15 protein-coding genes are annotated in these 19512 nt (G+C 70.2%); 6 read left to right on the plus strand and 9 right to left on the minus strand.

Annotation, left to right across the window (positions count from 1 at the left end; all coding sequences use genetic code 11):
* Positions 1-97: 97 nt before the first annotated feature.
* Entirely contained in the window at positions 98-1240 is a 1143-nt protein-coding gene (locus CcI49_RS14935; RefSeq protein ID WP_054569313.1) for a Fic family protein, read from the plus strand.
* Here the strand turns inward: CcI49_RS14935 and CcI49_RS14940 are convergent.
* The gene (locus CcI49_RS14940; RefSeq protein ID WP_076827222.1) at positions 1222-2121 is read right to left on the minus strand and encodes a helix-turn-helix transcriptional regulator; all 900 of its coding nucleotides are present in this window, start codon (positions 2119-2121) and stop codon (positions 1222-1224) included. The genes CcI49_RS14935 and CcI49_RS14940 overlap by 19 nt on opposite strands.
* A 216-nt stretch (positions 2122-2337) precedes the next feature.
* On the opposite strand from CcI49_RS14940, the gene CcI49_RS14945 reads away from it, so the two are divergent.
* Both CcI49_RS14945 and CcI49_RS14950 read left to right on the plus strand, forming a co-directional pair.
* On the plus strand, positions 2338-3309 hold the full coding sequence (locus tag CcI49_RS14945) for an aldo/keto reductase (RefSeq protein WP_054569311.1): 972 nt from the start codon (positions 2338-2340) through the stop codon (positions 3307-3309).
* Between the two features lie 71 nt (positions 3310-3380).
* Positions 3381-4418, plus strand: a complete 1038-nt coding sequence (locus CcI49_RS14950; protein WP_198955538.1) for an alcohol dehydrogenase catalytic domain-containing protein — start codon at positions 3381-3383, stop codon at positions 4416-4418.
* 68 nt (positions 4419-4486) lie between these two features.
* On the opposite strand, the gene CcI49_RS14955 is transcribed toward CcI49_RS14950, so the two are convergent.
* Together CcI49_RS14955 and CcI49_RS14960 are read right to left on the minus strand one after the other, a co-directional pair.
* A complete protein-coding gene (locus CcI49_RS14955) occupies positions 4487-6169 on the minus strand; it encodes a hypothetical protein (protein ID WP_076827227.1) in 1683 nt (560 codons plus the stop codon).
* A 302-nt stretch (positions 6170-6471) separates the two neighbouring features.
* On the minus strand, positions 6472-7074 hold the full coding sequence (locus CcI49_RS14960) for a choice-of-anchor P family protein (RefSeq protein WP_076827230.1): 603 nt from the start codon (positions 7072-7074) through the stop codon (positions 6472-6474).
* Positions 7075-7355: 281 nt separating this feature from the next.
* Between CcI49_RS14960 and CcI49_RS14965 the strand changes: the two genes are divergently transcribed.
* Positions 7356-7670 carry a metalloregulator ArsR/SmtB family transcription factor gene (locus CcI49_RS14965; RefSeq protein ID WP_235498242.1) on the plus strand — a complete coding sequence of 105 codons (315 nt, stop codon included), beginning with the start codon at positions 7356-7358 and terminating at the stop codon, positions 7668-7670.
* Positions 7660-8139, plus strand: coding sequence for an SRPBCC family protein (locus tag CcI49_RS14970; RefSeq protein ID WP_198955540.1), 480 nt, complete (start codon positions 7660-7662; stop codon positions 8137-8139). The genes CcI49_RS14965 and CcI49_RS14970 overlap by 11 nt, the downstream gene beginning before the upstream one ends.
* A gap of 147 nt (positions 8140-8286) precedes the next feature.
* Here CcI49_RS14970 and CcI49_RS14975 read toward each other — a convergent pair whose 3' ends face one another.
* Positions 8287-9102: a mycofactocin-coupled SDR family oxidoreductase gene (locus CcI49_RS14975; RefSeq protein WP_054569307.1), complete on the minus strand. Its 816-nt coding sequence runs from the start codon at positions 9100-9102 to the stop codon at positions 8287-8289.
* A 337-nt stretch (positions 9103-9439) separates the two neighbouring features.
* On the opposite strand from CcI49_RS14975, the gene CcI49_RS14980 reads away from it, so the two are divergent.
* On the plus strand, positions 9440-10042 hold the full coding sequence (locus CcI49_RS14980; RefSeq protein WP_054569306.1) for a TetR/AcrR family transcriptional regulator: 603 nt from the start codon (positions 9440-9442) through the stop codon (positions 10040-10042).
* Positions 10043-10062: 20 nt separating this feature from the next.
* On the opposite strand, the gene CcI49_RS14985 is transcribed toward CcI49_RS14980, so the two are convergent.
* From CcI49_RS14985 to CcI49_RS15005, 5 genes are all read right to left on the minus strand, one after another.
* On the minus strand, positions 10063-13176 hold the full coding sequence (locus tag CcI49_RS14985) for an FtsK/SpoIIIE domain-containing protein (protein WP_158230770.1): 3114 nt from the start codon (positions 13174-13176) through the stop codon (positions 10063-10065).
* A gap of 145 nt (positions 13177-13321) precedes the next feature.
* On the minus strand, positions 13322-13570 hold the full coding sequence (locus CcI49_RS14990; protein WP_076827235.1) for a hypothetical protein: 249 nt from the start codon (positions 13568-13570) through the stop codon (positions 13322-13324).
* The gene (locus CcI49_RS14995) at positions 13557-14330 is read right to left on the minus strand and encodes a hypothetical protein (protein ID WP_076827237.1); all 774 of its coding nucleotides are present in this window, start codon (positions 14328-14330) and stop codon (positions 13557-13559) included. Before CcI49_RS14995 ends, CcI49_RS14990 begins: the two co-directional genes overlap by 14 nt.
* 14 nt (positions 14331-14344) lie before the next feature.
* Positions 14345-14608, minus strand: coding sequence for a hypothetical protein (locus CcI49_RS15000; RefSeq protein WP_131831099.1), 264 nt, complete (start codon positions 14606-14608; stop codon positions 14345-14347).
* A 124-nt stretch (positions 14609-14732) separates the two neighbouring features.
* Complete coding sequence (locus CcI49_RS15005) at positions 14733-19463, minus strand: TIR domain-containing protein (protein WP_076827240.1); 4731 nt, start codon at positions 19461-19463, stop codon at positions 14733-14735.
* Positions 19464-19512 lie beyond the last annotated feature (49 nt).

A 19512-nucleotide genomic window follows, 5' to 3' on the forward strand; every position in this document is an offset into this window, starting at 1 on the left:
TCGGTACGAGCGGGGTACGGGCCTGACGCATCAGTGCGGTCGCGCCGAATCGGCGCCATAGTTTGACGTAATGACTACGTCAAACTATCGTGGATGCATGCTCTACCCTACGCCCGCCCTCGGCTCTGCCGACGGTCAGGTGCTCGGCGAGATCGACGGCATGCGGGCTGTGCTCCGGCACCAGATCCAGAGCACGCCGTCGAAATGGGCCGACGGACTCCGGAAGTTCCTGACCGCCGATGCCGTCGCGGCGTCGAACTCCATCGAGGGCTTCAAGGTCGCCACGATCGACGTCGAGGACCTGATGGATGGCGAGCGAGATGTCGAGGTCTCCGACGAGAACCGCGAGGAGACCCTCGCCTACCAACGGATGATGACCTACATCCAGACGCTCCACGACGCCGAGGACTTCAGCTACAGCAAAGGCCTGCTCAACGCGCTGCACTGGATGCTGCAGGGTCACCGTCACGCGGTGCGAAGGCCGGCGGGGCAGTGGCGCCGGGGCCCGGTCTACGTCACCGATGCCCGCGACCCGAGCATCGCGGCCTACACCGCCCCGGGTGCCGATGCCGTCCCCGCCCTGATGCGGGAACTCGTCGACTGGCTCAACGCCGACGACGGCACCCATCCGCTGGTGCGGGCGGCCATGGCCCATCTGCACCTGGTGTCCATCCACCCCTGGGCCGACGGGAACGGCCGGATGTCCCGCTCGCTGCAGACACTCATGATCGCCCGCGAAGGTGTGCTCGCCCCGGAGTTCTCCTCCATCGAGGCGTGGCTCGGCCGCCCCGGCAACACCTGGGAGTACTATCGCGAGCTCGCTGACCGGGGCCCGACCTACCTTCCCGACCAGGACGTCTCCAGCTGGATCCGGTTCAGCCTGACCGCCTACCACCAGCAGGCCCAGACCGTCGCGGGGCGACTCGACCGATCCGGGCGGGTGGGGGAGGCACTCGCCGCGTTCGCCGTGAGCACCGGGCTGGACGAGAGGGTCGTGACCGCCCTGCACGACGTGGCGATGACCGGGCGGGTCCGCCGCGCACGCTACGAGCACGCCGAGGGCCTGAGCCTGCAGCAGGCGCAACGCGACCTGCGCGACCTCACCACCGCCCAGGTCCTGCAGCCGGTCGGCCGCACCCGGGCCCGCTACTACACGGCGGGCACCCGCTTCCCGCAGCCGGCGCTGGACGTCGCCCACACGCCGATGACCCTGCGCAAACCCTACGCCTCCGCGGGCTGACCGCCGTCCGCTGCTTCGGCCTCCGTGGTGGCGGCCCAGCTGGCGAGGAGCCGCAGGCCGTCGGCCGCGGGGGTGCCGGCCGGTGCGGTGTAGACGACCAGCGTGAGGCCGGGATGGGACGGGAACTCCATGGCCTCGAAGGTGAGGTCGAGGGCGCCGATCACGGGGTGATGGAGCCGTTTGCGGCCGGTGCGGTGGAACCGGACGTTGTGCGCGGCCCAGCGGGTGCGGAACTGGGCGCTGCGGGTGGACAGCTCGCCGATCAGTTCGATCAGCTGCCGGTCGTGGGGGTTGCGGCCGGCTTCGGAGCGCAGCATGCCGGCGGTGTCGTCGGCGGCGCGTTCCCAGTCGGCGAAGAACGCACGCGACGCGGGGTCGAGGTAGATGAAGCGGGCGGTGTTGGCCGGCCGCCGCGGGTCGGCGAGCACCGGGGCGTACAGCGCGCGGGCCAGCCGGTTGGTGGCCAGCAGGTCATGGCGCGCGTTGCGGACCCAGGCCGGGGCTTCGGTGATCGCGTCGAGGACCCGCTGGATCCCGTCGGTGACCTCCGGTGTCACCGTCCGGCGTTGCCGGGTGGGAGCAGGGTGCGCGGAGCGGGCGAGGTCGAACAGGTGCTCGCGCTCGGCGTCGTCGAGCTGCAGCGCGGTGGCGAGGCAGCCGAGGACGGCGTCCGACGTGCCGGCGAGGTTCCCGCGTTCCATCCGGACGTAGTAGTCGACGCTCACCCCGGCGAGCAGGGCGACCTCTTCGCGGCGCAGTCCCTTGACGCGGCGGTTGGCGCCCCCGTAGGCGGGCAGCCCGGCCTGCTCGGGGGTGATCCGCTCCCGCCGCGAGATGAGGAACTCGCGGACCTGGGCTCGGTCACCCGCCTGGTTGTCCATGCGTCCACGGTAGGCACGGCCGCCGCCGGGGAACGGCGAGCAGGGAGGTACTGCCGTTACCTGGAAGGCCAGGCACTCCCCGGGCGTCCCGGCCGGCTCCAGAGTGGGGACTGCCCGACCGGGCCCCTGCCGCCCGCGAGTCACAGCGCGGGCCTCGAACAAGGCAGGCAGGGAACAAGGCAGGCAGGGCACGACACAGGCAAGGGAGAGACCACCATGCGGCACGTCAGGCTGGGAGAGCTCGACGTCTCCCGGATCGGTCTGGGCGCGATGGGCATGTCGTTCGGTTACACCGGCGCGGGCAGCGACGACGACGAGTCGATCCGGACCATCCACCGGGCGCTCGACCTGGGCGTGACCTTCCTCGACACGGCCGAGGTCTATGGCCCGTTCACGAACGAGGAACTGGTCGGGCGGGCGCTGAAGGGCCGCCGCGACGGTGTCGTGCTGGCCACGAAGTTCGGCTTCGTCTCGCACACCGGCCGCGCCGGCCTGGACAGCAGCCCGGCGAGCATCCGCACCGCGGTCGAAGGGTCGCTGCGACGGCTGGATACCGACTACATCGATCTGTACTACCAGCACCGGGTCGACCCGCAGACGCCGATCGAGGACGTCGTCGGAGCCCTGGCCGACCTGATCGCCGAGGGCAAGATCCGTCACATCGGGCTGTCGGAGGCGGGGGCGGGCACGATCCGCCGGGCGCACGCGGTCCATCCGGTCACGGCGCTGCAGTCGGAGTACTCGCTGTGGACCCGCGACCCCGAGGCGGCGGTGCTGGGGGTGCTGCGCGAGCTGGGCATCGGGTTCGTGCCCTACTCGCCGCTGGGCCACGGCTTCCTCACCGGGCAGATCCGGTCGATCGACGAGCTCGACGACAACGACTGGCGCCGAACCAGCCCGCGGTTCATGGGCGACAACCTCCAGTACAACCTGCGCATCGCCGACGAGGTCGCGGCCGTCGCCTCCGAGGTCGGCGCGACCCCGGCCCAGGTGGCGATCGCCTGGCTGCTGGCCAGGGGGGACGACATCGCGCCGATCCCCGGCACCAGGCGGGTCGCCCGGGTGGAGGAGAACATCGCCGCCGACGAAGTCGCTCTCACCCCCGAGCAGGTCGGCAGGCTCGACGGCCTCACCGTACCCGCCGGTGATCATCACAACGAGGAGCAGATGCGGATGATCGAGCGCTGACCACGTGCTGGTGCACGTGCTGGTCCAGCCGCCGTCCCGCGCTGTCTCGGTACACGGAAGGTGACCGTTCCATGCGAGCAACATTCATGTACGGCCCCGGTGACGTCCGCGTCGAGGACGTCCCGGACGCGAAGCTGCACGAGCCGACGGACGCCGTCGTGCGGGTGGTGCTGGCGTGCGTGTGCGGGTCGGACCTGCATCCGTACCGCTCCATGTCCGCCACCGGCGACGGTGTTCCGATGGGGCACGAGTTCATCGGCGTGGTGGAGGAGGTCGGCGCGGCGGTGACCGGCCTCGCGCCCGGTGACTTCGTCGTGTCCCCGTTCGCGTTCTCCGACAACACCTGCGAGTTCTGCCGCGAGGGCTTCCACACCTCCTGCGTGCACGGCGGCTGGTACGGCATCGGCGGGGTCGGCGGCGCGCAGGCCGAGGCGGTGCGGGTCCCGCAGGCCGCCGGCACCCTGGTGAAGCTGCCCGCCGACGTCGACGAGGCGTTGTGGCCCTCGCTGCTGACCCTCTCGGACGTCTACCTGACCGGCTGGCACGCCGCGCACATGGCCCGGGTCGCGCCCGGGCGGACCGTCACCGTGATCGGTGACGGCGCGGTGGGGCTGTCCGCGGTGCTGGCCTCGAAGCGGATGGGCGCCGAGCGGATCATCCTCATGGGCCGGCACACCGACCGCACCGACCTCGGGCGTGAGTTCGGCGCCACCGACGTCGTCGCCGCCCGCGGCGAGGAGGGCGTCGCCGCGGTCCTCGCGCTCACCGGCGGCGCGGGCAGCCACGTCGTGCTCGAAGCCGTCGGGCACCTGCCCGCCTACGAGCAGGCGTACGGCGTGCTGCGCCCCGGCGGCACCATCTCCCGGGTCGGGGTGCCGCAGTACGAGCAGGCACCGGTCGGGTTCGGCTCCCTGTTCCGCAAGAACGCCACCCTCAACGGCGGGCCCGCCCCCGTCCGCGCCTACATCGAGCGGGCCCTGCCCGACGTGCTCGAAGGCCGGATCGACCCCGGCCGGGTGTTCGACCGCACCGTCGACCTCGACCATGTCGCCGACGCGTACCAGGCCATGGACTCCCGCGACGCCCTGAAGGTCGTCGTCCGCCCTTGACCCGGCGCCCGGTGGAAGGGGGCGGCGTGCGCGGGCGTTCGTGAACACGCCGTAGCCGTACGGCCGGATCAGCGGCGAGCCGGGGGCGGAGGTCGAGGATCGTCGAGGGGAACACCGAGCCGGTACGAGACGGTGCGGGCCAGTGCGATGAGCAGATCACGCCGGTTCTCGACCCGGCGGCCGGTGACGTCGACGGCTACCGTGACTCCCTCGGTGACGATCACCGCGCGAACACGGCCCCGCAGGTAGACCGTGCCCGGCACGGGTAGCCGCCGCCGCCGCGACGCGGCCGTCAACAGCCGCCGGAACGGCCCGGCGGTGGCGACCAGGCACTGGATGGTCACCGTGGGACCGCCGGCCCGCCGGGCCCGATAACTTCTCATGTGGCCGAACTGCGGTGGAATCTCCTCGATCCGGTGGTCCGGGAACAGCTGCCGCAGGTCCGCGCCGTCGAGCAGGTCGTCCGGATTCGGTCGGGCCGCGACGATCAGCTGGCTCGGTGCCGTTTCCACGACGTCGGCTGACCAGGCGCGTGCGCCGTCGCTCCAGGTCAGTCGGACGACCGACCCGACGCCGGGTGGGCGTGGCCCGCCGTCCACGCGGTCCCCGCCGAGGCGGCGCGCGATCGCGTGGTCGGACATGCCCTCGTGCACGGCAATCCACCATCCGCCGCCTGCTGACCACCGGGCGCGCACCACCTCTCCGACGATCGGTGCCTCCGGGTCGGTCGTGAACGACGGAGCACGGACGGCGGCGCCCGGTGAGGTGCTGATGCCGCGGGTGATGAGCTCCGGTTCGACATGAACGGCGATCGGCCGCGGCGTGCCGCTTCGGGCGGTCCAGGCTGTGGCCTCGGCTGACTCGTCCGGTGTGAACGGACCCACCGCCGCTGGTGCGTGTCCCAGCGCGGCGCCGTACACCAGCTGGTGACCAAGCGCACCGATCCGTTCCGGCCCGGCGGTCGTCAGGTCCCGATCGGCGGCCAGGCCCGAGCTGACCCGGCGCCAGCGCGCGCGCCGGCGCCGGTCGTCCTCCCCGTGGGCACCCCCGATCACGATCATCGAGACGGCGGTGGTCGCCAGCAGGACGAGGACGAAGGTGAGGAACCACTGCCCGGCCGGGCTGTTGATGGTGTCCTCCGTCTCGACCTCCGGCTCCACGAACCGGCGCGCGGAGGTGAACCCGGCGAACGTCGAGACGGTGAGGACCAGCAGGGTGCTGGCGGTGCTGAGGTGGCGGACTCGGCGTCGCCGCGGGGTCTGGAACCGGCTGGCGGCGGCCTCGGCCTCGGTGACCAGCACTTCCCGCCACCGCGCCGGCGACGGCGCCGCCTCCTGGAACAGTGCCTCGGCCGGCAACGGCCCGTGCGCTGTGCGGGTGGCGATCAGACGCAGCACGGCCGCCTCGTGCGCGGCGAGTGCCGGCGCCACCCGCGTCGATCCGGCGAGCGCTGACCGTGCCCGGACCAGGACGCCGAACCGTTCGTCCCGCCAGATGTCGACCAGCCCCCGGCGGGCCAGATCGAGAACGGTCGTCGCCACCGCCGTCGACGGCACCGTGGCGGGGGCGGTGGCCATCGCGGCCGCCAGCGGCGGTTCCGGCCCCGCCGCCGGCGGCAGGCCCTCGCCGAGCAGCTCCCGCCTGATTCCCAACCGGGTCAGCGCGACCGCGGCCGTGACCACCGCCCAGGCCAGCGAGGCCGCCGCCGTCACGATGTCCACCCACCCGAGCTCGGCCCCCAGGACGATCAACGCGTCGTCACCTCACGGATCGGCGAAGCGGCTCCGTTCGGGCGGGTTCCCTTTTGGTGCCCGGGAATCCTGCCCAGGGATCGGACTCGAGATCCGAGATCCCCCCGAAACGTCGCATGTTTCCCAGAGGCGGGCAATCGGTCCGCACTGTCGGCTCCCGGACCGACCCGGCGACCACCCGACCGGTCGTGTTCAGATCCGGCCGAGTGGCAGCCGCGGAACCGACCACGGCCCGCGGGCTGCCACCCGAGTACGTCCTGCGCCTAATACGTTCGCTCGAATTCTCGTGGCGAGACGTCCGGTCAGGAAAGGTCCGCCTGGTTGCAGACCGACGTCGCGACGTCGACCTTCTCGAGGCCGAGAAGGTTGAGTGACAATGCGTCGACCGTGAGCGTGCCATCCGCCGCGACGGTCTGGCGATTCAGGGTCAGGGTGCCCAGGCCGGAGGCCAGGTCCAGGGTGGTGTTCGGTGCCGGATTCGGCTGGAGCACGACGGGCGTTCCGAGCACCACGAGCCGCCCGTCCGCGATGTCGGYATCACCGGTGACCGCGTCGGTGTCCGGGTCGTAGGAACAGCTCGACTCGATCGTGCCGACTCGCAGGCTCAGCAGCGGCGCCAGCGCCAGCGAGAGGTTGTGGACCGCCGCCTGTGCGCTGGTCGAGTCCGCCGCGGTGTCGATGACGCCCGTGCTGAGCAGCGGCGCGAAGTTGACGCTGGCCAGGTGGTTCGGCGAGGTGCCGGGGGAGGTGCTGACGACGGTCGGGGCGATGGGGATGATTCCCGTCGCCTTGAGGCCGACACCCGCGTTCGGTGCGGCGGCGACGGCGGGTGATCCGGCCGCGAGCGCGAGGCCGGCGGCTACCGCGACAATTCCGAGACCACTGGCTGAACGATACTTCCGCATAACCCTGATGCTCCTTTCTGGTCGTTGGGAGTGGTCGGCACGACCTCGGCCGGCGGTTCGGCCACCCGGGACTTTCTCCTGGGCAGGTCGTGGCTTTGTTCCCGGCCGGAAGGTAACGGGCGCGGAACCGGAACGGGCGCCTCGTCGGGGGAGATGGAGGTTCATCGCCGAACGCGCGACTGGCTTCCTATGGACGCGTATGGGCCCCGTCCGTCACGGAGATGGACCCGGTCCGCGTGGGGAGCTTGCGCACGGGCTTGGTAAGTCGTAGCTTACCGTTCGTGGGGACTTACCAAGAGGCGTTCGCGGCGCTCGCCGACCCGACCAGGCGCGAGGTCTTCGAACGGGTCGCGGCCCGGCCGATGTCCGTCGGGGAGCTGGCCCGGGAGCTGCCGGTGAGCCGCCCCGCCGTTTCGCAGCACCTCAGGGTGCTCAAGGACGCCGGCCTGGTCACCGACCAGGCGGCCGGGACTCGGCGCATCTACCAGGCCAACCCCGAGGGCGTGGCGATGCTGCGGGACTACCTCGACCGGTTCTGGCGTCGCTCGCTCGACACCTTCAAATCCGTAGCCGAGGAGTCATTCCGTGATCATTGAGACAGCATCGACATCGGTCACCCACAGCATCGACGTCGCCGCCCCGGCCGAGCATGTCTTCGACGTGTTCACCGGGCAGATGAACACCTGGTGGGATCCCACCCATCACCTGCTCCCGGGCACCGTCGAGATGCTCGTCGAGCCGTTCGTCGGCGGCGCCATCACCGACGTCGCGGCCGACGGCAGCCGGTGCACCTGGGCCCGGGTCCTCGCCTTCGACCCGCCCACCCACTTCGCCTTCAGCTGGAACATCAACCTGCGCTGGGAGATCGAGACCGACTCGGAACGCTGCAGCGAGGTGCATGTCAGCTTCGAGGCGACCTCGGAGACGTCCACCCGCGTCGTGCTGGAGCACCGGCATCTCGACCGCCACGGTGAGGGCTGGGAGTCGATGCACGACGCGGTCGGCGGCCCGGACGGCTGGGTCCGCGGCCTCACCCGGTTCGCGCAGACCGCCGCGCGGAGCTGACCGGCGGCTGGCCGCCTCCGCGGGTGGACGTGGCGGAGGGCTGAGGACGTCCGGTGCGCGAGCACCCGGCCAGGTTCTTCCCCCAACTTCGAACCTGACCGGGTGCTCACCGTCTCACCGTCTCACCCGCCTCGGCGGCCGTAGGTGCTACCGCTTGTTGAGCAGGCCCGCGTCGACGGGGACGACCGTGCCGGTGATGTACCGCGCGTCCTCCGACACCAGCCAGGCGACGGCGTTGGAGACGTCGATCGGCTCGACCAGGTCGACCGGCATCGCGTTGGTGAGCGCGTTGGCCAGCTGCGGGGCGTGCTCGAGGATCTTCTGCAGGTTCCCGTCACCGGCCATCGGCGTGCGCACAGCGGTCGGGGCGACGCTGTTCACCCGGATGTTGAACGGCGCGAGGAAGTTCGCCCACGACCGCATCAGGCCGATGACGCCGTGCTTGGCGGCGGTGTAGCCGAGGAACCCGGCGGTGGGGATGCCGACGCCGACCAGGCCGCCGGTGGAGCTGGTCAGAACGATCGAACCGCCCTGGTTCAGCTCCAGCATCTGCGGGATCGCGACCCGGCCGGTGTTCCACACCCCGGTCAGGTTGACCGCGACGACGTCCTCCCACTGCTCGTCGTCGGTGGCGACACCGCCGGCGCCGATCCCGGCGTTGGCGACGACGAGCTGCACCGGGCCGAGCTCGGCCACGCCCTCCTTGAACGCCGCCTCCAGCCCGGCGAAGTCCCGGACGTCGGCCTGGCGCGCGAAGACCCGCCGGCCGAGGGCCTCGACGTCCTTCGCGGTCTGCTGCAGGTCGTCCAGCGTGGGCATCGGGTAGGCGACCGAGCGCACCGGGCCACAGAGGTCCACGGCGATGATGTCGGCACCCTCCTGCGCTAACCGCAGCGCGTGGCTGCGGCCCTGGCCACGGGCTGCACCGGTGATGAAGGCGACCTTGCCGTCAAGCTTTCCCATCACTTCTCCCTGAGTCCCGCCGTGTCGTGCTGTGTCTGGATTTTTAACAGTCGTTCTAACTTTGCCGATGGCCCATGTCAACCAAATCGCCGGGCCCCGAAGGTCGGGTGCACGGGTTCGACCGACCGGCTCGGCAGGCGACCCGCCGGCCGGGAAGGGCGGTCGCGGCGGCCGGGAAGGGCGACCCGCCTGGCCGGGAAGGGCGGTCGCGGCGGCCAGCCGTGCTGTCGTCCAGGTCACGTCGCGGGCACGGAGTCGGCCCCCGAACGGGCGCATCCGACATCATGAGACGTCTGCCGGCGCCCGGAGCCGGACGACGCGTCCTGGAGGAAGGTGCATGGCCGAGCCCCGCCGACGCCGGGCGGCGACCGCGGAGAAGGTCACCCGCCTCCTCGACGCGACCGAGGAGATCATGCTGGCCGAGGGCTACGCGGCGGTCAGCTCCCGCAGCGTGGCCGCCCGCGCCGAGATCACCGCGCCACTGCTGCACTACTACTTCCCCACGATCGACGATCTGTTCGTGGCGGTCCTGCGGCGGCGCGCGGAGGAGACCCTGGCGCGGACGGCGGTGGCGCTGGCCTCCCCGCGGCCGCTCGCCGCCTGGTGGGAGCTCGTTTCCGACCCGCGGGGCACCGGGCTGACCGTCGAGTTCGTCGCGGCGGCGAACCACCGGCCGGCGCTGCGCGCGGAGGTCGGCAGGGTCGCCCGCGAACTGCGGCGGATCCAGATCGACGCCCTGACATCGATCCTCGGCGAGTACGGCCTCGACGAGCAGGACTTTCCGGCCAGCCTCGTCGCCGCCGCCGTCCAGGGCCTCGCGTTCGCGGTGGTCAGCGACCGGGCCGCCGGCCACGACACCGAACCCGAGGAGGCCACCGCGGCGATGACCCGGCTGGTGGCCCGCCTGGAGGACCGCCGCGCCCACCGCATCCCGGGCTGACCGGGCCTTGGGGGCCGTCGTCAGGTTGTCGGCGGCGCGGCGCGGCTGCAGGGTGGCAGCGAGGACGCGAACGTGGTGATCCATCCCGGTGGCGGTGCCGTGTAGGGGCGGAACTTCTCCACCCGACCATGATCCTGGACGACCAGCAGGGCCTGGTTGCGCCGCAGACTCGAGGCGACCCTCGCGTTGTGCAGTATGTGGTGGCCGTCCTCCTCGTCCAAGCGGCGGACGACGAGGTTCTCGAAGTCCTTCAACAGGCGTCGGTCGAGGCGGCGGCGGACAGCCGTGGGCGAGTCGGCGGTGACGAAGACGTGGACACCGAATGCCGGCCCGTTGGCCAGAATCCCGCCCAGCTGGCGGCCGACGCTCTCCCTGCCGTCGGTGGACCGCAGCAGGTCGGCGTCGAGGGCTCGCACGGCTTGCAGACCGTGCACGATGAGGATCTGTGGACTGGCGTCGTGGCTGTCGAACGCCTGACGGTCGTCGACGACGGCGGCGAACTCGCTGACGACATCCGGGAACCGCCGGAGCTCGGCGAATTCGATCGCCGGCATGAGCCCGGTGAGCTCGGCGGTGTAGTCACCGAACACCCCGCGGTCGCCGACGCAGTCGACGATGACCAGCCGCCCGTGCGGACGCGCGACACCCTGGGCCGCCAGGGACGCGGTGACGGCGACGACGTGGCCGACCGCGGCTCGGTCGCTGCCGATGAACAGGAGATGGGCACCGTCGGTGCGGCGTAGATCGAGCGTGGTCGAGGCTCCCAGCCCCATCGGCTCGCCTAGGACGAGACGTAGCTCGAGGGGCCAGGGCGTGGCTTCGGCCCCCTGCCTGACCGGAGTGGTGGCCGGGGCGGACGCGGCGGTCAGCGCGGGCCGAAGCCCCTCGTCCTGGTCGAGTCGTCCGGGAGCATCGCCTTCGTACACCCTTGGCTGGCGCTCGAAGCCGTTCGCCCGCGCGGTCGCGGCCAGCCGGTGGAGCAGGTCGCGTCGTTGGTCACTGTCGCAGTACGCGGTCTGGAAGGTCTGGTTGTGCCGAGGCAGTCCTCGCTGTGTGTTGTAGATGGCCTCGCCGGGGCGGCCCAACATGCGTGCGCCGGGGTTGTCGTCCGCCAGGATCAGCCGGCTGTCGGCATCGGTGCACTGAAGTGCGACGCGGACCTGCATCTGCCCGAAGGTCGAGCGGTGGGCTGCCCGGGCGCTGGCCAGGCTCTGGGAGCTGAGAAGGATGTGGATGCCGAAGGCCCGGCCCTGCGCTGTGAGGTTCTCCAGCAGCGTGGCCGCCCGTTGGGTGATGGCGTCGGTCTCGGTGAGCAGTTCGTGGAACTCGTCGATGACCAGCAGGATGCGGGGCAGCCGCGGTGCGTCGGGACCTTTGGGCTTCGTCCGGTACTGGGCGAGCGTGTCGACGTTGTGTTCTCTGAACACCTCACCGCGCCGCCGGAGCTCGGCGACAATGATGTCGAGGACCTCGACGCCGAACTCCCGATCGCTGTTGGTGGCCACCAGACGCGCATGCGGCAGGCCGTTCAGCGCGTATTCGTGGAATTCCACTCCCTGCTTCAGGTCGACCAGGTAGAGCTCCAGCTCCTCCGGGTGGTAGAGCAGTGCACTCGTCATGATCACAATGTGGAGCAGGTTCGATTTTCCGGAGCCGGTCTGCCCCGCCACCAGCGAGTGCTGTGACGTGCCCGCACCCAGCTCGAACAGCAGTGCGTCCCCCACCCCGAAGGCGCCGATCGGCAGCGCGATTCCGTTTGTGGTGTCGCCCTGCCACCAGGTTCTCTCGTCCGCGAGGTCGACACGGCCGAGGCTTGCCGATGGCGTGCCGATGACGATGTCCTGGCGGGCCTGCATGTCGAGGACTTCCTGCAGGCCGATCTCGATGTCGAGCACTGACGTCGCCTTCCGGCCGATTTCCTGGAGTACTCGGGTGAACGCGTCCGCTGGGTTCGCCGGGTCGAACCGGACAGTCGGCGCCGCGTCGAGTTCGACGTTCTGCCAGGCTGCCCATCCGCCGTTGTCGTCGGTGAGCGTGAGTGTCGAGCTGACGGAACCGGAGCGCTGGTCGTCGCCGAAGGCCAGAACATGCGCGTCGGCCAGCGACAGCCCGGCATCGGCGATGGCCGCCGGCGTACTGACCAGAATGGTGTAGACGCCACAGCGCGGCCCGTTGTTGACGACAGCTGCGAGTTTGCGGTGCATCTCGGCGGACGTGAATCCGTTCGGGAAGTCGTAGACGACCAGAACGCGGTACGGCTCACCCCTCGACCCGACTCGCTCGTTGTATTCGACGACCGAATTGTACTCACCACGGAGGTTTCTCTGCGTGATCTCCTCGATGCGGCTCAGCAGTATGCCGAGCTGCTCCTCGATCTCGCGCGGGTCGGTCCAGACGTTCGTTCCGACAAGCCGTTCCTCATAGTCCTGCAGCCGCATCATCGGTGCGATGGTGTCGCCGTAGAGGAAGGCGTCGACAAACGTGAAGCGCAGTGCCCCGGCTGGGACGGACGACAACATCCGCAGCAGAACGCCGAGAACGAAGGCGCGCTGCTGGAGAGCGCCAGGCCTGGCGTGCACGACCAGGTTGCAGCGGGACAGGAACGGCAGGAGYGCCGGCAGCCGGACGTCCTCGAACTGGCCCTTGAACGTCCGCTGCCCGAGCCGCACGAAACGCAGTGCCTGCCGTGGTGCCTGCCAGCGGTGCCAGTCAGCCTGCCACCCGGGCGCCAGGCTGTTGACCTCCGCCTCGACCTGGCGCGCCCTCGGGTACAGCTTCGTGTAGGCCGCCACCCACTCCTGCTCGACCTGCCTGCGTGCCGCCTGGTAGCGATCGTGGTCGGGTTGCTGGACCAGCGTGAACCGGTGGGTCTCGTAGCCTTCCGCCCGGCTCTGAAGCTCCTTGGCGTGAGCAAGCGCTGTCTTGGCCTCCCGGGCGGCCTTCCGGCGCCTGGGGAACAGCCGCCGGCGGACACGCCGCACGGCGCTGTCGAGCTGGCGCATGACCTGGTCGTGATCGACGGCTGGTGTGTTGTAGAGGCGAGCCCGGTTCCAGATGTTCCCGTACGCCAGCATGTTCTCCACCGAAGCAGCGAGATTGAAGGCCTCGCGATAGGTGGCCGCGATCTCCTCCATTGTGCTCTCGTGCTGTTTCTGGAGATGCTCCAGGCGGCCGCGGTAATCGGTTTCCGCAGCCGATAGCTGCCGCCGCGCCTCGGCGTCGGCCTTTTCCACCGCACCCTTCACCCACAACACTCGGCGCAGTGTCTCCGCACCGTCATCAGTCACTGACAGGCCCCCCGTCCGTCAGATCAAAACCAATCCTCGCCACAGCCTCACCTAAAGCCGCCAGCTCCCGGGAGAATCTTGTCAGGCAGTCCGCCAGCTCTGTCGAGTAAGCCTGTCGGAAGGTGATGCCGACAAGGTCGGGCCATTTCTCCACGAGATGATCGATGTCCGTGCCGAGCTGCATCCGCAGCCTGTCGACCTCGTCGGCGATGCGGCCGATCTCCAGGTCATCGAGCGACATCGGCGGGGAAGTTTTCGAGCCCGGCCTGCCGGGCGTCGGAAATCCGCTGGTCCCACTCGACCACGGCGAACCTGCCGGCCGGCCGCTCACGGAGCTGTACCGGGTACTTGCCGTAGCATTTGTCGAATGCCGGTATCGCCGTCGCCGGCAGGTGCAGCACGCTGCCGGCAGCGCGGCCGGTGATCAGCGGCAGCACCTGGTCGGCGAACTGCCGGAGCAACGTGAGCGTCGGTTCGTCGGCAGCGCGCGGCCGACCGCCGTGTACGCCGGGAAGGTCGACGGCGGCGAGCGGAACCACCCGGAACGACGCGCTGAGCGTCCGGACGAACGCGCCGACACCGCCGCCCGCGCCGCTGCCCGCCGCGGCGCCGAGGTCGTCGTTCTCCTGGTACGCGTCAAGCGCCGGGCTCAGCTCGTTCCGGATCAGGTCGATGCCGAGCCCGACGTGCTCGGTGGTCTCCTCGACGTGTGCCGCTGCCTTCAGGAGCGGGCCCAACGCCACCTCGAACTCCCTGAGCGCCAGCTGCGCCAGGGCCAGCTGGGCCTCCGCCAAGGCGATGCCGGTGGGATCCCCCGCGGCGAAGGCGGTGCTGACCTCGACCACCCGTTGCGCTACCACCGCGCCCAGGTGGAGGCGGATGCGCTCCACCTCCCGCCGGATCTCTGCCGCGAGATGGTCGGCCTCCTTGCACACCTGGCTGAGCACTCGGCCATGGTGCGCGATCGCCGCTGGATCGGCCCGGACCGGGTCGAAGAACATCTCCCCGCGGCCCGTCAGCGGCCCTGATAGCGCTCGAGATGGGAGGCTTTGCCGTCCAGAACGGGTGCGAGCCTGTCGACTTCCGCGATGAGGTTGCGCAGGTGGGTGATCGTCTCCGTGAGTTCCTCGCCGAACCGCCGCTGCTGGTCGTCGTCCCAGTCAAGACGGTTGAAACGGCCTCGGAGCGCGACGCAGTCATCTTCCGCGTTCTCGGCGAACGAGCGGACATCCGATGCGAAAAGCCGCAAATCATCCGGATTTGCATGAACTTCAGACATCTGCGCAACCCCCGTTCGCGCCGTGCGTCATGCGGTCAAGATGACGCAGGATCAGCATACCTGCGCATGTCATAAAGGCTGCCGAAAACACCAGGTAGAGCCGCATTCGCGTCGACGACGGCCGTCACGGCCACTGCCGGTGCGCGACCAGCCGCTCCAACTGCCGGATCGGCCGCCGGGCCGACAGCGGCTGGACGGCGCCGGCCACCCCCGAGACGGTCTCGATCGACATGCGGTGCAGCTTCATCACCCACCACATCGGCAGCGGGCCGTCACCGGCGTGGCAGAAGCCGCCCTCCTCGTCGAACACCGCCCGGTCGCCGTCGCCCGCGAGGACGACCGTCGCCGCGAGAGCGCCGCTGCGGGTCAGCCACAACCGGATGTTGCCGTCGGCATGGGCCGTCGCGAGCAGTTCGCCTCCGTCACCGAACGCCGCGGAGCGCACGTCGCCGGCGAACGGCGCGGCGACGCGGCAGTGCACCGGCTGCGGGCGGTCTCTGCCGGCAGAGGGGTAGGCCGTCTGCCGGCCCAGCTCCGTGACGTGTACGGTCGCGACACTCCCGACCGCTGTCGCTGTCAGCAGCCGCGTGTCCTGGTAGCAGAGCGCGAGTGTGCCCCGATGACCTGGCCGGTGCTGCGGCCGGGTGGTCGCGTGCGGGAATGGTGCGATCCGGAGCCCTCCATGCTCGTCAGAGGTGACGATCTGGCGTTGCCGGCGGCCGTGGGCGACCGCCACAACGCCGGCGGGATGCCACGACGGCTCGTTCCGCGTCCCGCCGGCCGCGACGCCGTGCCGGTCCAGAACGGTCACCCGGCCGTCGTCGAAGCACACCACCAGCGAGCCGTCCGGGCTCCAGGCCAGGCAACGGACGGTTCCCGGGCCGGCATGCCAACGGGGCGCGGGGCGTGGCGTGGCGCCCGACCGGTGCGCGTCGACGGCCACCAGATGGACGTCCCCGCCCGCGTCACACACAGCCAGGCGGCCGCCGTCCTCGTCGAGAGCGATCGCCGTGGGCATCAGATCCGGATCGAAACGCCGCAGCTCGGCTCCGGTCGCGGTCTCCCACACGACGACGGCGCGCCCGGTGGAGGAGGCCGTCCGGGTGCCGTTGCCGGAGATCGACACAACCGTCTCCCGAGGTACCGCGAACGGCAGCGCGCTCCGCCCGCGGGTGCTGGTGTCCCACAGCGTCAGGCGTCTGTCTACGACCATCGCGACGTGGGAGCCACTCGCCGCCAGCTGCGGTGGGCCGAGGCGGTGGCCGCGGCCGGGCAGGTGCGGATCGGGCAGGCGAAGATCAGGCAGTGGCCCGCCGGAATCGACGTTCCACCTGCTCAGCCGAGGGACGGACGTCGCTCCGGCACGGGGAGCCGCCGTGTGGAGGACCGCCAGCGTCCGCCCAGCCTGATCCGCCGCCACGGCGTTCACGTCACCGAAGCCCCCGGTGTGCTCGCGGCCTCCGAACCCGGTGGGACCGGCTGACCGGGCACCCGTCGCCGGGTCCCAGAGCCGGATCGCCGGGTCGCCGCTGCATGTCACGAACAGCCCGGACCCGCCGAAGCACAGAGAGGACACGATCGCCTCGTTGTCGATCGTCATCGTCTGCTCGCCGGTCGACGTGTCCCAGAGGACCACGTGCCGGCCACGTGAGGTGGCGGCCAACGTCCCATCGGAGTTGAGAGCCGGCGGGCACCTCGACGGGGCGATCCGGCTGATCCGGCGCCCGGTCAGAGTGTCGCGGATCTCGACCTCGTGGTCGTCTCCGGCACTCCAGGCGTTCTTCTCGCCGTCCGCGCTGACGACGACCCGACCGCCGCCGGGCCGCGCGCCTTGCGGTCCGCCGGCCGCCGGGGACAGGCCGCTGCGGCCGCTGCCACCGCCGGTGCCGCCGTCGATGGTGACCGGTTCGATCCTGGGGCCGGAGGTGTTCCACACGACCGAGGTCCCGTCGGCGCGGAAAGCGGCGACAGTCGTCCCCCCGCCGGCGAACGCCACCGCGACGGCGTCGCCTGATCGAGGCAGGGGAAGCAGCCGGAGGAAGCGCTGTCGTGCCACATCAAGGACACCCACACCGTCGTCCAGCAGGACGGCGAGCATCGACCCGTCCGGCGAGAACCCGATCGCGTGAACATCAGCGATGGCGGGTGGGGTCTGCACGACGATCTGATCGCGGCCGGCCACCGCTGCCTGGCTCAGTTGCGGCGCGACCGGAAGCCTGTCGGGATGCCGCGTGAACACGGCCGCCCGGCGCCAGTCACCGCCGTCAAGTCGAGCCCGAGCCAGCTCGGGCTCGAACAGTTCCGCACCTCGCAGGGACGCGCCTGTCAGGTTCGCCTCGGTCAGGTCCACGTCATATAGCCGGCTGCCGGCAAGGTCCGCTTCACTGAGGTCCGCTTGGCGCAGGCGCGTCATGTCGATCTGGGCGTCGCGCAGCCTCGCGCCGGACAGATCAGCGCCCTGCAGGTTCATCCGACTGAGGTGAACCCTGGTGAGGTCCGCTCCCGCCAGGTTGGTGAAGCTCCAGTCCCACCCGGAGACCGTCTGCCCGGCCAGCGAGACGCCACCGAGTCGAACCGCCGGAACGTGGATACCGAAGCATTCCGCTATGCGCAGGGCATTCCTGTGCAGGACCGGTTCGGCCTGCCCGGCGCCCAGCTCGGCGGCGGCCCACTCGACGAGTCGGGAGGTCGCCGGCGCACCGTGGAAGAAGTCGACCATGGCGTCGGAGATCTCGCGGTGCTGGAAGAAGTATCGAAGGGAAGCCAGGTCCGTGAGCCGGGCGATCGCTGAGGTCACCAGGAACTCCAGCACGGTGCGGTGGCCGAAGGAGAAGATCGCGAACTCGTCCGGCCCGTCCCGCACGAGCAGGCTGCCGGAGCCGATGACGAAGGCCGCCTGCGGCGGGTCGAGCCGCCCCCGGTACAGGTGTTCCAGCGACCGGCTCACCGTCAGGAGCCCGGGGCGGTCGATCGTGTCCCTGCCGGATTCCCACATGGTCAGTGCCAGCTGTTCCACGGCTTCCCGCAGCGTGGTGGCGTCGAGGCCGCTGTCGACCATCGACGTCTCGCGTCGTCGCTGCGCCTCGTACTCCAACCAGTGCGTCACCACGGCCTCGTAAAGGGCCGTCGGAGTCGTCAGTCCGTCGTGCCGCGCCGCCACCGCCAGCGCGGTGTCGTCGAGCATCGCGACGAACGAGAGCATCCGCGGGTTGTGTGACAGCGCTCGCAGGTTGTTGCTGTCGATGAACTGCTGCCGGGTGTGTGCCCTCGCGGCTGCCTCGGCCCGGAGCGCCTCGTCGTGCCCGACCCCGCCGGCAGGCTCCTCGGAGTCGGGTGCCTGAAGCAGGAAGTGTCGGGTCAGATAGTCGGTGACCTGCTCCTCGTCGAAGCCCGCGATCTTCACCTTGTGGCAGTTCGGTGCTGATATCCGCCACCGCAGGATGTCGTCCATCTGCCGGTCGTCGTAGAAATGCTGCGTACGACTCGTGAGAACGACCTTCGCATGCCCGTCGGCCACGTCGAGAAGCAGGTTCAGGTACTCGTTCGCGGTTTCGTAGGTCAGTTTCGAGGCGAGTTCATCGAAGCCGTCGAAGAGAATTACGGCGCGGCCGCGCTCGACCATTCGCCGCAGGGCCCGAACGCTCACGCCGTCCTCGCCGTGCGCGGTCAGGTGTGACGACAGCAGGGTGTCGATGCCATGTTTGCGGTCGACGTCCCGCAGCTCTATCAGGATGGGTACGACACCAGGTAGGTCGGTGTCCCCGAGCCGGCGCGCGAGCTCGTGCAGCAGGAACGTCTTCCCATGGCCGAAGTCGCCGATCACCAGGACGAACTGCAGGGCGTCGCGGTTCAGCCAGTCGATGACCTGCTCACAGAGGCTTCCGGCGATTCCGCCCGTGCCGGCCGGGATGTCGGCAGGGTCGCCCAGTACCTTGAAGCGCTGCGGAACATAGAGCTCCGGCTGGTACAGCAGATCGGCGGCGAGCCGCTCGCGCTGGCGATCGCGGTAGTCCCTGAAATCCCACTGCCCGTCGTACTGCGCGAGGCTGAGCGCCCGAACTCCCCGCTGGTCGGCCTCGTAGACCAGCTCCTCGTCGGCCAGCCGGCCGCCGTACACCAGCTCGGCCCGGACCCGCCTGTTGCGTGTCCGGAACCCACTGAGCTCGTGGAAGAAGGCTGCGAGAACGGAGCTGTCGAGGCCCTCCGGTGACAGTCCGACAAGCCATCGCTCTTCCCTGTCGCTCTTTTTCTGCACAGCCTCGAAAAACGGTGTGGTAATACCGTCGGCAGCGACCCGTACGATGTCGGCGTCGGCGTTCCGGGCCAGAAAGGCGTCGCGGACCCAGTCGAAGAAGCTCGTTGGCGTGTAGCTGGGGAAAAACGGCTCCGGGTGACTCGCAACCCCTCCGGGAAAAGGAGGTGGAAGTTCTGGTAGACCTGATCCACGGCGCGCATTGTCAATTCCCCGCAGGAGGTCACGGTGAGCCTCCTCGCTATTGAGGCCGGCCAGGTTGATCGGGGCGAGTTGACTTAGTCCCGCCGGCGGATCGCACGGCTCCACCCGTACCGGTATCGTTCGCTTGTCCTGGTGCAGCGCAGCCAGCCACTCCACCTGGCTCGCGACCGAGGTGGTCAACCTCGACGAAACAACGATCAGCACAAGGTCGGCGTGCTTCAGCGCATTCTCGCGGAATACCCCCAGGTTCGTGCCCGGCACCGCCCAGGCGGCGATCTCGACGCGATAGCCGGACTCCTGCAGGCTCCATGCGATCCACGCGGCCCAGCCGGAGTCGACGTCGGTGTCCGTGTGAATCACGAAGACCGTCGTCTGCCCCGGCTGACGTTCCTCGGCCACATCCAGATCGTCGCATGCGATCGTCGGGTTCTGGGCGGGTTACCAGAAG

It is taken from the genome of Frankia sp. CcI49, from assembly GCF_001983215.1.
GTDB lineage: Bacteria > Actinomycetota > Actinomycetes > Frankiales > Frankiaceae > Parafrankia > Parafrankia irregularis.